The sequence below is a fragment of the Lentzea chajnantorensis genome (assembly GCF_054300775.1).
The window spans coordinates 8,606,039-8,620,658 of sequence record NZ_JBSDZT010000002.1 but is presented as its reverse complement, the minus strand read 5'-3'; the positions used below and the strand labels follow the sequence as shown (position 1 = coordinate 8,620,658).

Genomic DNA, 14,620 nt, shown 5'->3' with positions numbered 1-14,620 from the left:
GTGGACAACTTTCGCCATGTTCACTCGACGGAGTGAAGAGGCCGTCGGCTCACGGCTCCTCGAAGCCCGGCTGCCACCGCGCCACGATCTCGCGCGCGGTCACGTGGGCGTCGAGCTGGCAGAGGATGCCGGTCGCGCCCAGCGTCACGCGGTGGATCAGCAGGTACTGCGGCGGCAGGTTCAGCGAGCGGCCCGTCTGGGAGTCGGGGCTGCGCAGGTCGCCGACCCGTTCGGCCTGCGACTGCAGCCAGCGGCGGGTGAAGTGGAACGACTCGGTGCGCAGCGGTTCGACGAACGGGGCCAGGTAGCCCAGGACGTCCTCGCCGTCGAGGGACATGCCCTCGCGGATGAAGTTCTCGGTGCGCAGGAGGTCGACCAGGTCGTCGGGGCGGCCGTCGAGGGCCAGGCGGGTCATGCGGCCGAGGGTTTTCGGGAGGCCGTCGGGGAGGCGGGCCACGGCGCCGAAGTCGATCACGCGCAGGCGGCCGTCGGCGCCCAGCATGAAGTTGCCGGGGTGCGGGTCGGCGTGCAGCAGGCCGGAGCGGGACGGGGCCGAGAAGTGGAACTCCGACAGCAGCTGGCCCGCGCGGTCGCGGTCCTCGGGTGAGCCCTCGCGGATGATCTTCGCGAGGCCCACGCCCTCGGTCCACTCGGTGACCATCACCTTCGGGGACGAGGCGATGACGCGGGGGACGACGACGTGCGGGTCGTTGTCGAAGGCCTTGGCGAAGGCGCGCTGGTTGGCGGCCTCGTCGCGGTAGTCGAGCTCCTCCAGGTACCGGTCGCGCAGCTCCTCCAGCAGGGGGCGCACGTCGGTGCCGGGCATGACCGCCTGCAGCAGGCGGGAGAAGCGCAGCAGCTGCTTCAGGTCGGCGCGCAGGGCCTCGTCGGCGCCGGGGTACTGGACCTTCACGGCCACGTCGCGGCCGTCGTGCCACACGGCGCGGTGCACCTGGCCGATCGAGGCCGAGGCCGCCGGGTCGTCGTCGAACGACTGGAAGCGCTTGGTCCAGGAGGCGCCGAGCTGTTCGGCGAGCACGCGGTGGGTGGTGCGGGCGGGCATCGGCGGGGCGGCGGTCTGCAGCTTCGTCAACGCCTCGCGGTACGGGGCGGCGAGCTTCGTCGGGCACGGCCGCCTCGAACACGCTGAGCGCCTGGCCGAACTTCATGGCGCCGCCCTTGAGCTGGCCCAGGACGGCGAACACCTGCTCGGCGGTCTTGGCGGTGACCTCGGCGTTGACCTCGTCGGCTGCGCGTCCGGTCAGTCGCTTGCCCCAGCCGCCGACCACCCGGCCCGCCACCCCGAGCGGGAGGCTCGCCAGCTTGGCGGTGCGCTGCACGGCCTTGCGCGGAATCTCGGTCACCCGGCCATGGTATGTGCGCTGCACTGACAGTCAGGGTGCGGATACCAGCTCCGCCTCTCAGCAACCCCCGTGACCAGGTCCAGCTCGAGAGTGGCGTTGAGCACTGGCGGCGGTGCCTGCTCGGGTCCGCGGACGTGGCGCAGCGACTCCAGCACCTGCGCGACGGCGAGCGCGGCGGTGCCGGAGGCGAACAGGACGTCGTAGGAGGCGGGTTTGCCGACGAGCTGCGCGGCGATGGCCGGCCACGCCTCGTCGTGGTCGGTGCGGTGCAGGTCCGCGCAGTTCAGGCAGCTGGTGCGGCCGGGCAGCACGAGCGGGCCGACGATGCCCACGCCCTCACGGACGCGCACGGCCAGATGAGGTGTGCGGGCGGCCATCAGGCCGGAGACGACGGCCGGATCGGGGACGAGGGTCGCGGCGAGCACCACGAGGTCGGCGTGGTGGGCGAGCCGGACACCGGACTCGGCGAGCAGCGACGTCATCGCGAGGGAGAGGTGGGTGGAGCCGAACACGGCGGCCGTGGCACCCCTGGACGGGGAGGGGGACTCCAGCAGTCCCACCTGGTCGAGTGATTCCAGGACGGTGGTCAGCAGGGCCGGGTCCTCACCGCGGCTGCGGAGTCTTTCACCCAGTTCAGCGAGGGTGTGGCGGCCGTCGAGGACGAGCAGCTCGTCGACCAGGGCGTCGGGCAGCTCGTCGATCACCACGGCGTGCTTCGGGTCGGTGCCGACCTGCACGACGCCGGGGCCGCGGCGCACCACGGGCAGGCCGCTGCGCACTCGGGGGCGTGTGTCCACAACGGAAGACTGGCAGGGGGCGGTGCCCCCTGCCAGCGGAAACGTCAGACCTTGGACTTGCCGAGGATCCGCGTCATCTTCGTTCCGCAGACAGGGCAGGTGCCCTTCGCCATGCGCCGGCCGTTGGTCTCCTCGACATTGCCGTCGAAGTCGCGCTTCTCCCGGCACTTGACGCAGTAGCCGTTGTACTTCTCGGCCACAGCCCCTCCCTTGCAGTTGTGAGTGCGGACACACTCGGGGACCTTGGCGCGACGGTACCTCTGCGAGGCGGTGATCCCGCGCATGTCGATCTCGCGCGTGTCCAGCCGCCGTTCGGTGGAACTTCACCCGCCGGGTGCCCGCCTGCGGCCGGTTGGGGGCCCAAAATTGTCGGTGCCGCCGATTACGGTTACTGCATGGCCGAACCGCGGGTGGAGGTGCGGCGGAGCTTCCCGGCGCCGCCGCATGGTCAGCGCGTACCGGGAGGGCGACACCGTCGTCGTCCTTCTGCCGGCACGGATGACCAAGGGGGAAGAGAAGCACTGGGTGGCGGAGATGTTGAGCCGCCTCCAGCGCAGTGAGACGCGCAGGAAGTCGCCTGCGCGGACGTCCGACGAGGCGCTGATGGCGCGGTGCGCCGAGCTGTCGGTGCGATACCTGGACTCGCTCGCCGACCCGGTGAGCGTGCGCTGGGTGCCGCCCATGCGCACGAGGTGGGCGTCGTGCACACCGACCGAGGGCACGATCCGCGTGTCCGAGCGGTTGCGCGACGTGCCGCCGTGGGTGCTCGACTACGTGCTGGTGCACGAGCTCGCGCACCTGCTGGTCCCAGGGCACGGCAAGGACTTCTGGGAGTGGGTGCACCGCTACCCGAAGTCCGAGCGGGCCATGGGCTACCTGGAGGGCATCTCGGCCGCGGCCGGACTGGGCCTCTCGGAAGACTGATCTTCAGCAACGCGAAGCGCCCGGCGGGGTGTGCCCGCCGGGCGCTTCGCACGTCTGACCGGTGCCCTCGGGCTCAGCTGTCCTTGGGCTTGTCGCCGTCCTGCGGCTCGTCCGACTCCGGGGTCGCCTCGGTGGCCTTCTCGCCGTCCTCGGCGCGCATGGTGCGCTCGAGCTCGGCGATCGGGTCCTCGAGCGCCTTGCGGGTGTTGGCGAGCCGCTCGGCGAACTCCAGCGGGTCGTCCAGGTCCTCGGTGGTCGGGATCAGCTCGGCGTGCTCCCACACACCGTCGCGGACCTCGACGCCGTGCTGGTCGCCGACGAGCTTCCACAGCGCGGAGGCGGCCCGCAGGCGCCGCGGCCGCAGCTCCAGGCCGACGAGCGTCGCGAACGTCTGCTCGGCCGGGCCACCAGAGGCACGGCGGCGGCGCAGCGTCTCGCGCAGTGCGGGCGCACCGGGCAGCCGGTCGGCCACAGCGGCGTCGACCACGACGTCCACCCAGCCCTCGACGAGGGCGAGGAGGGTCTCCAGCCGGTTCAGCGCGGCCTTCTGCTCCGGGGTCGTCTGCGGTTCGAGCAGACCGGAGCCCATGGCCTCCTCGATGGAGGCCGGGTTCGACGGGTCGATCTGGCCGGCGAGCTGCTCCAGCGCCGACGTGTCGACCTTGATGCCCTTGGCGAACTCCTCGACGGTGTCGAGCAGGCGCTGCCGCAGCCACGGCACGTGCGTGAACAGGCGCTGGTGCGCGGCCTCGCGGGCGGCGAGGAACACCATCACCTCGGAGGCGGGGCGCTCCAGGCCCTCGGTGAACTTCTCGATGTTCGCCGGCAGCAGCGCGGCCGTGCCCTCGGGGCCGAGCGGCAGGCCGACGTCGGTCGAGGTGAGGACCTCGGCGCCGAGCTGCGCCAGTGCGTTGCCGAGCTGGGACCCGAAGGCCATGCCACCCATCTGCCCGAGCATCGACAGCAACGGGCCCGCGGCCTGCTTGGCCTCGGCCGGCATCGCCTCGACCCACGCGCCGGACATGCGCTGCGCGACCGGGTCGCACAGCCGCTGCCAGGTCGGGATGGTGCGCTCGATCCAGTCGCGGGCGGTCCACGCCTGCGTGGTGCGGGTGCCCGCGGGCAGCGAGGTGACGGGGTCGAGCCACATCTCGGCCAGGTGCACGGCGTCGGTGACCGCGCCCGACTGGTCGGCGGCGAACCCGACGGTGGTCTGCGAGGAGGACAGCTGCTGGAACGCGATCTGCTTCGCGAGGTCGTAGTTCACCGGCCCGCTCGACGTCCCTGCGCTGCTCAGCATCGCGCCCAGCTGGCTCAGCATGTTGCCCAGCTGGTTGAAGTCGAACGGGTTGTCCCCCGGTTGCCCGTCCTTGTCGTCGGGGTTGTGCGGGCTGAACCCGAACGGCACGTCACTCATGCCTCTACCGTACGCGGATCGACATGGTCGTACGCTGTTCAGCCGTGAGTGAAACCGTCACGACCGCACCCGCTCCCGCGCCCCCGCCGAGGGAACGCGGACTGACCCGCCGGACGTGGACGCTGATCGCCAGCTTCCTGGTCGTGGCGATCCTCGGAACAGCGGGCGGGTTCGCCCAGGTTCCGTACGTCGCGCTGGGCCCCGGCCCCACCTACGACGTGCTCGGCAAGGTCAAGGACGCCGACGTCGTGTCCATCGACGGCCAGAACACGTTCCCCACGCAGGGCACCCTGCGGATGACGACGGTCTCGCTCACCAACGACCTGTCGCTGTTCGGCGCGCTGGGCCTGTGGCTGTCCGGCCGCTACGCCCTCGCGCCGAAGGAGGACTTCATCAAGCCCGGCCAGACCGAGGAGGACGTCCAGCGCGACAACGAGCAGGCGTTCAGCGAGTCGCAGACCTCCGCCGAGGTCGCCGCGCTGCACTACCTCGGCTATCCGGGCAAGGTGGTCGCGAACCAGGTCACCAAGGGCAGCCCCGCGGAGAACGTCATCCCGCTCGGCGCCCGCATCATCGCGGTGAACGGCAAGCAGGTGCAGAGCGCCGCCGACGTGAGCGCCGCGCTGGAGAACACCAAGCCGGGCGACCGCATCGAGGTCGCCTTCGAGCAGGACGGCACCTCGAAGTCGACCCAGCTCACCCTCGGCCAGCGCCCCGACGACCGCCCGTCCGGCTTCATCGGCATCTCGCCCGTCGACCGCGCCGACGTGCCGTTCAAGATCAAGATCAGCCTGTCGGACGTCGGTGGCCCCTCGGCCGGCCTGATCTTCGCGCTGGCGATCGTCGACAAGCTGACCCCCGGTGAGCTCAACGGCGGCAAGGCCATCGCGGGCACCGGCGAGATCCAGGGCGACGGCGCGGTGAAGCCCATCGGCGGCATCGCGTTCAAGATGGTGGCGGCGAAGGAGGCGGGGGCGACCGCGTTCCTCGTGCCCGCCCAGAACTGCACGGACGCCAAGCAGCAGGCGCCGGAGGGCCTCACGCTGATCAAGGTCGAGAACCTGAAGGACGCGGTCTCGTCGCTGGAGGCGCTGAACAAGGGCCAGCCGACGCCGGGCTGCTGACCCGCGGGCCCGCTGACCTGACGGTTTCAGCCACGGGCGAACAGCACGAACGCAGCCCCGCCGTGATCACACGGCGGGGCTGTGCCAGCCTGGAGGCGTGACGACTAGGGCCGCAGCGTGGCGAGCAGCGCGTCGGTGAGGTTCGGGGCCAGCTCGGGGTGTTCGACGAACTCCTCGGGGACCTCGACCGTGCCGCGCAGGCGCAGCACGCAGGAGACCGTGCCGTCCCTGAGCACGGCCGCGACCAGGCGTGCCTCGCGGCGGGACGGGTGCTCGGCCGCGAACCTGCGGGCCGCCTCGTCGTCGAGCTCGCCGTGGTGCAGCTCGGTCTCGGCTTCCGGGGGCAGGACGACGATCTCCTGGGCCAGTGCGCAGCCGGTGACGGCCGGGGGCCACTCGATGCCCGCGAGCGCGTCGGCCAGGTCGCCTTCGAGGGCGTCCTGGGCGATCGGCGTCAGCGGGGAGGCCGCCGGGTCGAGCTGGGCGCGGAGCTCTGGCTGCTGGGCGATCAGGTCGGACGTCGCCACGAGGGCGAAGAGCTGCGGGGGCTGCTCCCAGCCGCCGGCCGCTACGAACTCTTCTACCTCGCGGGCGACCGTCGGGAGGACGACCGCTGGCGTTTCACTCGCTGACACGCGTGTCATCGTAAGACGGCGCACTTCACGGGAACCCAGGGCGTCGTCCGTAGAGTTGGACTAAACGTACGTATCGATTTACCGCGATCCAGGAGCGTGCCTCGTGGCCACACGGCCTCCGGTCGGACTGCCGAAACTGTCCCGGCGCAGCCGAATACTGCTCATCGTGGGTGTCGTGCTCCTGTTCGGTCTCATCACGGGATCGCGGCTGCTCGACACCTACGTGAACTGGCTGTGGTTCGGCGAGGTCCAATTCCGCAACGTCTACAGCACAGTGCTGCTCACCAGGCTGGGGTTGTTCCTGGCCGTGGGGGTCGTGGTCGGCGGCATCGTCGGGCTGAACCTCTGGCTCGCCTACCGGGCGCGGCCGGTGTTCGTCCCGGTGTCGGGGCCGGACGACCCGGTGGCGCGCTACCGCACCGTCGTCATGCGGCGGATGCGGTTGTTCTCGATCGGCATCCCGGTGTTCGTCGGGCTGATCGCGGGCGCGTCGGCGCAGGCCGAGTGGCAGCAGGTCCAGCTGTTCCTCAACGGTCAGCCGTTCGGCATCACCGACCCGCAGTTCGGCCACGACATCGGCTTCTACGCCTTCCAGCTGCCGTTCTACGAGTGGCTGCTGTCGTGGCTGTTCATCACCACGGCCGTGTCGTTCATCGGCGCGGTGATCGCGCACTACCTCTTCGGCGGCATCCGGCTGGCCGGTCGCGGCGGGCAGCTCTCGGGTCCGGCGCGGCTGCACCTGGCACTGGTCGCCGGCACGTTCGTGCTGCTGAAGGCGGTCGCGTACTTCTTCGACCGGTACGAGCTGCTGCTGCACGAGAACGAGAAGTTCGTCGGCGCCAGCTACACCGACCTCAACGCGGTCCTGCCGGCCAAGCTGATCCTGCTGTGCATCGCCGTGTTCTGCGCCGTGGCGTTCTTCGCGGGCGCGTTCATGCGCAACGTGCAGCTGCCCGCCATCGCGACCGTGCTGCTGGTGCTGTCCAGCGTCCTGGTCGGCGCGGCGTGGCCCGCGGTCCTGGAGCAGTTCTCGGTCAAGCCGAACGCCATCCAGAAGGAAGCCGAGTCGATCACCCGCAACATCGCGGCGACCCGGCAGGCCTTCGGGCTGACCGACGACAAGGTCGAGACGAAGCCCTACGAGGGCAAGCAGAACGTCGCCAACGACCAGATCAAGACCAACGACGCCGCCACGCTCGGCAACATCCGCCTGCTCGACCCGGCGGTCCTCGGCCGCACGTTCACCCAGTTCCAGCAGCTGCGGCCGTTCTACGGGTTCCCGAGCAAGCTCGACGTCGACCGGTACACAGTGGACGGCAAGCTGCGGGACTACATCGTGGCGGTCCGCGAGCTGAAGCTCGACAGCCTGCCGCAGGGCCAGCGCGACTGGATCAACCAGCACCTCATCTACACCCACGGCAACGGCTTCGTCTACGCAGAGGCGAACAAGGTCAACGAGATCGCCGACCAGTCCAACGGCGGCTACCCCGACTTCAAGACCGGTGAGGTCAAGCCCAACGGCGAGGTCGGCAACGTCGCCAACGGCATCAAGGTCGACCAGCCGCGCACGTACTACGGCGAGCTGTTCGGCACGAACGACTACTCGATCGTCGGCGGCCGGCCCGCCGGTTCCGCGGCCGAGTACGACACCGACGCCAAGTCCTACACCTACACCGGCAGCGGCGGCGTGCCCATCGGCAGCCTGTTCAACAAGCTCGCGTTCGCGGCCTACTACGGCGAGCGGAACATCCTCTTCAACCAGTCGATCGCCGACGAGTCGAAGATCCTGTTCAAGCGCACGCCGCGTGACCGCGTGCAGGCCGTCGCGCCGTGGCTGACCGTCGACAGCGACCCGTACCCCGCCGTCATCAACGGCCGCATCACCTGGATCGTCGACGGCTACACCACGCTGGAGAACTACCCGTACGCGCAGCGCACGCCGCTGGGTGACGCCACCAACGACTCGCTCACGGCGGACGGCGTGGTGATCTCGCAGGTCAACAAGCCCGTCAACTACATCCGCAACTCGGTCAAGGCCACTGTGGACGCCTACGACGGCACGGTGTCGCTGTACGCGATCGACGAGAAGGACCCCGTCCTCAAGGCGTGGATGGGCGTCTTCCCCGGCACGGTCAAGCCCGCCGGCGACATCAAGCCGGAGCTGCGCGAGCACTTCCGCTACCCCGAGGACCTGTTCAAGGTGCAGCGGCAGATCCTGTCGAAGTACCACGTCTCGTCGCCGTCGGACTTCTACTCCGGTGTCTCCTACTGGGCGCCGGCGCAGGACCCCACGATCGACAACGTGACCTCGGCCGACGCCCAGCAGGCCGAGGCGAAGAAACGCCGCGACGCCCAGCCGCCGTTCTACGTGCTGGCCGGTGACCCGGCCAACCAGGGCAAGGTCAGCTTCCAGCTGACCAGCCCGCTCGTGCGCGAGAACCGGGAGTTCATGGCCGCCTACGTCTCGGCGTCCTCCGACCCCGACAACTACGGCAAGATCAGCGTGTTGCAGCTCAACACCGACGCCAAGGGCCCGCAGCAGATCCAGACACAGTTCCTCACCTCGGACAACGTCAGCCGCGAGCTCAACCTGCTCACCCAGCAGAAGACGACCGTCGTCTACGGCAACCTGCTGACCCTCCCGGTCGGCGGCGCGCTGCTCTACGTCGAACCCGTCTACATCGAACGCGCGTCGAACAACACGTCGTTCCCGCAGCTGTCGAAGGTCCTCGTCTGGTACGGCGACCGGGTCGGCTACGCGTCCACGCTCAACGAGGCGCTCGAACAGGTCCTCAGCGGGGCGGGGGCCGTGGTGCCGCCGCCGAGCGACAACAACAACGGCAACGGCCAGACCTCCACGCCGCCGCCGACGTCGACCACACCCGGCAACACCGGCGGAACGTTCAGCCCGGAGCTGCAGAAGGCGGTCAACGACATCGACGCGGCGCTCGCCGACATCAAGCGGGCGCAGCAGAACAGCAACTTCGCCGAGCTCGGCCAGGCCTACCAGCGCCTCGACGACGCCTCGAAGAGGTTCAAGCAGTACAGCACCGGGTCGGCCTCACCGCCGCCCACCGGCCAGTCCTCGGTTGTGCCCAGCCCCACACCGTCCGGCTGACCACCCGATTTGCATTCCCCGCTCCACCCCGCGTAAGGTTCTGTTCATACCGACGCGGGGTGGAGCAGCTCGGTAGCTCGCTGGGCTCATAACCCAGAGGTCGCAGGTTCAAATCCTGTCCCCGCTACAAAGTGGGAGAGCCCTGTCTGCGGAGGACGCAGACAGGGCTTTTTCGCATTTTCATTGGGGGCGAAGCCCCCAAACCCCACCCGGAGGGCTTCGCCCCCGGACCCCCAAACCCCGAGGCGGCGCCTTGCGAGGGTGGGTGAGGACCAGGGTTGGCCGGGATTGAGTCGAGATTGGGTCGAGATTGGGTCGGCACTGGGGTTGAGCTGGGGAAATGCGGTTAGAGGGGGGTGGTGGAAAAGGGGTTTTTCGAGGGTGTAGAGTTCTACCTACAACAGCAAGACAGCAAGACAAGCTAGAAGCGGCGCGGGGTGGAGCAGCTCGGTAGCTCGCTGGGCTCATAACCCAGAGGTCGCAGGTTCAAATCCTGTCCCCGCTACTAGATGGAAGGCCCGGAGTCCTAGGACTCCGGGCCTTCTTCGTATTTCCGAGTGGGTCGATCCGGCCGAGCGGGCCGGGCGGTTCAGGTCATGTTCTCCGCCCAGTACTGGGCGCACAGCATGCTGGAACAGATCCGGCCCTCGCCGCTCACCGTGCGGTGCTTGCGGATCTGCTTCCCGCACACCATGCACTCGTCCTTGCCCGCCTGCTCCGGGATCCCACCCGTCACCCACGCACGCGTGTGCATGGCGACCTTCTTGTGGTCCAGCCACTTCATCTTCATGCCCATGGTTCCCCGACCTCCGCTGTCCAGCCGCTGACGCCCGCTGAGGGCGATGATCATTTTTCCAGGCTTCCCGCCGGAGGAAAGACCCCGGAGCCGACATCACCGGGTCGTGCGACGGCAGCCCACGTCCGTCCATTCGGGTGGCTTCGGCCGGTGAGAGCAGTGCCGCCGATCGGGTGAGGCCGGGGAAGTTTCGCTTGTGCGAAAGGCTTTTTCCATCCGGGATGGACACGGACGGTCAAGCGGCCAAACGCGTGAGGCGCCAAAACTGCCGCTTACTCAGCGAGACTTTTCGTTGCTCCGCATGGCCCATCGGACTAGCCCGGTGATCAGCCACAGTGGACAGAACGGCTGACCATTGTGGACAGCCTCCCCCGGACGTGGGAACGTTGTCGTTGTGTCAGACCTGAATGCGACCGCAGCCGCCCTGCTCGGGCTGCTGCACGACGGACCCAAGACCGGTGGCCAGTTGGTTGCGGAGGCCGGGGAGCGCTTCGGAGCGTTCTTCAGCGTCACCCGCAGCCAGGTGTACCGCGAGCTGCCCGCGCTGGCCGACCAGGGCCTGCTGCGACTCGGCAAGCAAGGGCCGCGCTCCAGCCAGCAGTACGTGCTCACGGCGGCGGGCAAGAAGGCCTTCAAGAACTGGCTGCTGTCCGAGCCCGGCCCCGACCACCTGCGCAGCCCGCTGATCCTGCGCCTCGTGCACGCCGGCTCGTTGACGGCGAAGCAGCGCGAGTCGCTGGTCGCCACGGCGCGCACCACGTACGGGGCCGAGCAGGAGAGCGCCCGCAGCGCCGCCAAGACCGCGGAGGACCCCTACGCGAAGGCGGTGGCCGAGTTCGGCCTGGCTCACGCGAAGGCCGTCCTCAAGTTCCTGGACGCGATCCCCACGGGCTGAGGTCGGGGCGTCTGCAAGTACCACCGACAACGGGTCGGTGGTACTTGCAGACGCCACTACCTGCACCAGTTCCACGGCCGGTCGCTGCTGGTGACCGGTATTGGCGTAATCTTCTGCTGTGAATCCGGACGTCGAAGCAGACATCAAGGACCTCTCCGCCACCCTGAGCAGCATCGAGGCGGTGATGGACCTCGATGCCCTGCGTGCCCAGGTCGCGGATCTGGAGGAGCAGGCAGCCCGCCCCGACCTCTGGGACGACCAGGAGAAGGCGCAGAAGGTCACCAGCCAGCTCTCGCACAAGCAGGGTGAGCTGCGCCGCATCACCGGCCTGCGGGAACGCCTCGACGACCTGCCGCTGCTCTACGAGCTCGCGGAGGAGGCCGAGGACGCGGACGCCGCCGCCGACGCGGACACCGACAGGGCGAAGCTGCGCGACGAGATCGCGAGCCTCGAGGTGCGCACACTGCTCTCCGGCGAGTACGACGAGCGCAACGCGCTGGTCACCATCCGCGCCGAAGCCGGTGGCGTCGACGCCGCCGACTTCGCCGAGATGCTCCTGCGCATGTACTCCCGCTGGGCCGAGCGGCACAACTACGGCGTCGAGGTCTTCGACACCTCCTACGCGGAAGAGGCCGGCATCAAGTCCGCCACCTTCCGCGTCACCGCCCCCTACGCCTACGGCACGCTGAGCGTCGAGCAGGGAACGCACCGCCTCGTGCGCATCTCGCCGTTCGACAACCAGGGCCGCCGCCAGACGTCGTTCGCCGGCGTCGAGGTCGTGCCCGTCGTCGAGCAGACCGACCACGTCGAGATCGACGAGAAGGACCTGCGCGTCGACGTGTACCGCTCGTCCGGCCCCGGTGGCCAGGGCGTCAACACGACCGACTCGGCGGTGCGCCTCACGCACATCCCGACCGGCATCGTCGTGTCCTGCCAGAACGAGCGCTCGCAGCTGCAGAACAAGGCCACGGCCATGAACGTCCTGCAGGCGAAGCTGCTCGAACGGCGCCGCCAGGAGGAGCAGGCGAAGATGGACGCGCTCAAGGACTCCGGCTCCAGCTGGGGCAACCAGATGCGCTCCTACGTGCTGCACCCGTACCAGATGGTCAAGGACCTGCGGAACAACCACGAGGTCGGCAACCCGTCCGCGGTGCTCGACGGTGAGATCGACGACTTCCTCGAAGCCGGCATCCGCTGGCGCAAGCAGTCCCAGCAAGCGTGAGCCGCAGCCGCGGTGTGAGCTGAGGCGAAGGGCACGTCCGGGCCGTCCGATGGTCCGAACGTGCCCTTTCGTCCACCGGTTGTGCTGAACCGACCACGCCGTGTGGGGGAGGAGAACCGCCTTTCCGGGGCTGGAAGTTAACCGGAACGGGGGCTTTACCGCGGCCATGGGTAGACTCGCGCCTCGTGATTCGTCTCGAACACGTTTCCAAGGTCTACAAGACCTCCACGCGTCCCGCGCTCGACGACGTGTCCGTCGAGATGGAGAAGGGCGAGTTCGTCTTCCTGATCGGGCCCTCCGGGTCCGGCAAGTCGACGTTCCTGCGCCTGCTGCTGCGCGAAGAGGTGCCGACCAGGGGACGCGTCTACGTCTCCAACTTCGACGTCGCCAAGATGTCGCGGCGCAGGGTCCCCCGCCTGCGCCAGTCCATCGGCTGCGTGTTCCAGGACTTCCGCCTGCTGCCGACGAAGACGGTCGCCGAGAACGTCGCGTTTGCCCTCGAGGTCATCGGCAAGCCCCGCAACACCATCGTCAAGGTGGTGCCCGAGGTGCTGCAGCTGGTCGGCCTCGACGGCAAGGAGGACCGGTTCCCCACCGAGCTTCTCCGGTGGTGAGCAGCAGCGCGTCGCGATCGCCCGCGCGTTCGTGAACCGCCCGCTGGTGCTGATCGCCGACGAGCCCACCGGAAACCTGGACCCCGACACGAGCCAGGACATCATGTTGCTGCTGGAGCGGATCAACCGCACCGGCACGACCGTCATCATGGCCACCCACGACCACGGCATCGTCGACTCGATGCGCCGCCGGGTCGTGGAGCTGTCGTACGGCAAGGTCGTCCGTGATGACGCGCGCGGCGTTTACGGCGTCGGCCGCTAAGCGCTCCTAATCCCCGACCCCCCAAGGAACCCCGCCCCCGATGCGTACCAGCTTCGTGTTCAGCGAGGTCGTCACCGGACTTCGCCGGAACGTCACGATGACGATCGCGATGATCCTCACGACCGCCATCTCGCTCGGGCTGCTCGGCGGTGGCCTGCTCGTCGTCCGCATGGTCGACAAGATGCAGGCCAACTACGCGGGCAAGCTCGAGGTCTCGGTCCTGCTGACCAACGACGTCAGCGCCAACGACAAGGACTGCACCCAGCAGCCGTGCGCGGGGCTGAGGTCCCAGCTCGACCAGACCTCCGGCGTCGAGTCCGTGGTGTACCAGAACCGCGACGAGGGCTTCGAGCGCTTCAAGCAGATCTTCGAGGCCCAGCCGGAGCTGCTCAAGCTCGCCCGGCCGGAGGCCATCCCGGCCACGTTCCGGGTGAAGCTCGAAGACCCGGAACGCACCGAGGTCATCAAGAACGCCTTCGAGGGCAAGCCGGGCGTGAAGGGCGTCGACGACCAGGGCAAGTTCCTGGAGCGGTTCTTCGACGGCCTCAACGGCTTCCGCGACGTGGCGCTGATCCTGGCGCTCATCCAGGCGTTCGCGGCACTGCTGCTGATCTCGAACACCATCCAGGTGTCGGCGTTCACCCGCCGCGTCGAGGTCGGCATCATGCGCCTGGTCGGCGCGACCCGCTGGTACACGCAGCTGCCGTTCCTCATCGAGGCGGTCGTCGCGGGCATCATCGGCGCGGTCACCGCGGTCGCCGGCCTGGTGCTGTTCAAGGCGTTCTTCCTCGACCGCATCACCCGCAACCTCACCGAGTCGGGCATCATCCCGCCGGTCGGCTACCTGGACATCCTCATAGTCTCGCCGTGGCTGTTCCTGGTCGCGATCCTCATCTCGGCCACGACCGGCTACGTCACGCTGCGGCTCTACGTGCGGCTTTAAGAGTTTTACCGACCACGTAGAGTTGTCGCCATGGTCAAGGAACGCGGGCAGAAGGTCATCGCGTCGAACCGCAAGGCTCGGCACGACTGGGCCATTCTGGACACCTACGAGGCGGGCATTCAGCTCGTCGGCACCGAGGTGAAGAGCCTGCGCATGGGACGGGCGTCCCTCGTGGACGCCTTCGCCCAGGTCGACGACGGCGAGATCTGGCTGCACGCGCTGCACATCCCGGAGTACGTCGCGGGCACCTGGACGAACCACGAGGTCCGGCGCAAGCGGAAGCTCCTGCTGCACAAGCACGAGATCGAACGGCTGATCGGCAAGACCAAGGAGTCCGGTCTGTCGCTCGTCCCGTTGCAGATGTACTTCAAGGACGGCTACGTCAAGGTCGAGCTCGCCCTCGCCAAGGGCAAGAAGTCCTACGACAAGCGCCAGGACATCGCCAAGCGCGACGCGAACCGTGAGATCGCACGGGCGCACGGGCGGGCGTTGAAGGGCCGCTACTGACG

Annotated in this window: 12 protein-coding genes, 2 tRNA genes and 2 pseudogenes; 10 read left to right on the top strand and 6 right to left on the bottom strand. The window is 68.8% G+C overall.

Annotation, left to right across the window (positions count from 1 at the left end; all coding sequences use genetic code 11):
- Positions 1–49: 49 nt before the first annotated feature.
- The 3 genes and pseudogenes from ACVDFE_RS41295 to ACVDFE_RS41285 form a co-directional block, all read right to left on the bottom strand.
- Positions 50–1,364, bottom strand: a pseudogene (locus tag ACVDFE_RS41295) (ABC1 kinase family protein).
- Complete coding sequence (locus ACVDFE_RS41290; protein WP_360401384.1) at positions 1,361–2,161, bottom strand: TOMM precursor leader peptide-binding protein; 801 nt, start codon at positions 2,159–2,161, stop codon at positions 1,361–1,363. The pseudogene ACVDFE_RS41295 and the gene ACVDFE_RS41290 overlap by 4 nt, the downstream one beginning before the upstream one ends.
- Positions 2,162–2,205: 44 nt before the next feature.
- Positions 2,206–2,361: a DUF5679 domain-containing protein gene (locus ACVDFE_RS41285; protein ID WP_360401381.1), complete on the bottom strand. Its 156-nt coding sequence runs from the start codon at positions 2,359–2,361 to the stop codon at positions 2,206–2,208.
- 298 nt (positions 2,362–2,659) lie between these two features.
- Between ACVDFE_RS41285 and ACVDFE_RS41280 the strand changes: the two genes are divergently transcribed.
- Entirely contained in the window at positions 2,660–3,085 is a 426-nt protein-coding gene (locus ACVDFE_RS41280) for a M48 metallopeptidase family protein (RefSeq protein WP_458434228.1), read from the top strand.
- Between the two features lie 73 nt (positions 3,086–3,158).
- On the opposite strand, the gene ACVDFE_RS41275 is transcribed toward ACVDFE_RS41280, so the two are convergent.
- Complete coding sequence (locus ACVDFE_RS41275) at positions 3,159–4,502, bottom strand: zinc-dependent metalloprotease (RefSeq protein ID WP_458434227.1); 1,344 nt, start codon at positions 4,500–4,502, stop codon at positions 3,159–3,161.
- Between the two features lie 44 nt (positions 4,503–4,546).
- Between ACVDFE_RS41275 and ACVDFE_RS41270 the strand changes: the two genes are divergently transcribed.
- Positions 4,547–5,626 carry a YlbL family protein gene (locus tag ACVDFE_RS41270; RefSeq protein ID WP_360401374.1) on the top strand — a complete coding sequence of 360 codons (1,080 nt, stop codon included), beginning with the start codon at positions 4,547–4,549 and terminating at the stop codon, positions 5,624–5,626.
- Between the two features lie 104 nt (positions 5,627–5,730).
- On the opposite strand, the gene ACVDFE_RS41265 is transcribed toward ACVDFE_RS41270, so the two are convergent.
- The gene (locus tag ACVDFE_RS41265) at positions 5,731–6,270 is read right to left on the bottom strand and encodes a PPA1309 family protein (protein WP_458434226.1); all 540 of its coding nucleotides are present in this window, start codon (positions 6,268–6,270) and stop codon (positions 5,731–5,733) included.
- A 94-nt stretch (positions 6,271–6,364) separates the two neighbouring features.
- Here ACVDFE_RS41265 and ACVDFE_RS41260 point away from each other — a divergent pair, with 94 nt between their 5' ends.
- The 3 genes from ACVDFE_RS41260 (at position 6,365) to ACVDFE_RS41250 (ending at position 9,884) form a co-directional block, all read left to right on the top strand.
- On the top strand, positions 6,365–9,379 hold the full coding sequence (locus tag ACVDFE_RS41260; protein WP_458434225.1) for a UPF0182 family protein: 3,015 nt from the start codon (positions 6,365–6,367) through the stop codon (positions 9,377–9,379).
- Between the two features lie 53 nt (positions 9,380–9,432).
- Positions 9,433–9,506, top strand: a tRNA-Met gene (locus ACVDFE_RS41255).
- A gap of 304 nt (positions 9,507–9,810) precedes the next feature.
- Positions 9,811–9,884: transfer RNA gene (locus ACVDFE_RS41250), tRNA-Met, on the top strand.
- A gap of 84 nt (positions 9,885–9,968) precedes the next feature.
- On the opposite strand, the gene ACVDFE_RS41245 is transcribed toward ACVDFE_RS41250, so the two are convergent.
- Positions 9,969–10,229: a hypothetical protein gene (locus tag ACVDFE_RS41245; RefSeq protein WP_360401367.1), complete on the bottom strand. Its 261-nt coding sequence runs from the start codon at positions 10,227–10,229 to the stop codon at positions 9,969–9,971.
- A gap of 340 nt (positions 10,230–10,569) precedes the next feature.
- Here ACVDFE_RS41245 and ACVDFE_RS41240 point away from each other — a divergent pair, with 340 nt between their 5' ends.
- From ACVDFE_RS41240 to smpB, 5 genes and pseudogenes are all read left to right on the top strand, one after another.
- On the top strand, positions 10,570–11,070 hold the full coding sequence (locus ACVDFE_RS41240) for a PadR family transcriptional regulator (RefSeq protein WP_360401364.1): 501 nt from the start codon (positions 10,570–10,572) through the stop codon (positions 11,068–11,070).
- 118 nt (positions 11,071–11,188) lie between these two features.
- A complete protein-coding gene (gene prfB / locus ACVDFE_RS41235; protein WP_360397890.1) occupies positions 11,189–12,292 on the top strand; it encodes a peptide chain release factor 2 in 1,104 nt (367 codons plus the stop codon).
- Positions 12,293–12,477: 185 nt separating this feature from the next.
- A pseudogene (ftsE, locus tag ACVDFE_RS41230) lies at positions 12,478–13,168 on the top strand (cell division ATP-binding protein FtsE).
- 40 nt (positions 13,169–13,208) lie between these two features.
- Positions 13,209–14,111 (top strand): permease-like cell division protein FtsX, encoded by a 903-nt coding sequence (gene ftsX / locus ACVDFE_RS41225; protein WP_360397892.1) that lies wholly within the window; start codon positions 13,209–13,211, stop codon positions 14,109–14,111.
- 30 nt (positions 14,112–14,141) lie between these two features.
- Positions 14,142–14,618, top strand: a complete 477-nt coding sequence (gene smpB / locus ACVDFE_RS41220; RefSeq protein ID WP_360397894.1) for an SsrA-binding protein SmpB — start codon at positions 14,142–14,144, stop codon at positions 14,616–14,618.
- Positions 14,619–14,620: the final 2 nt, after the last annotated feature.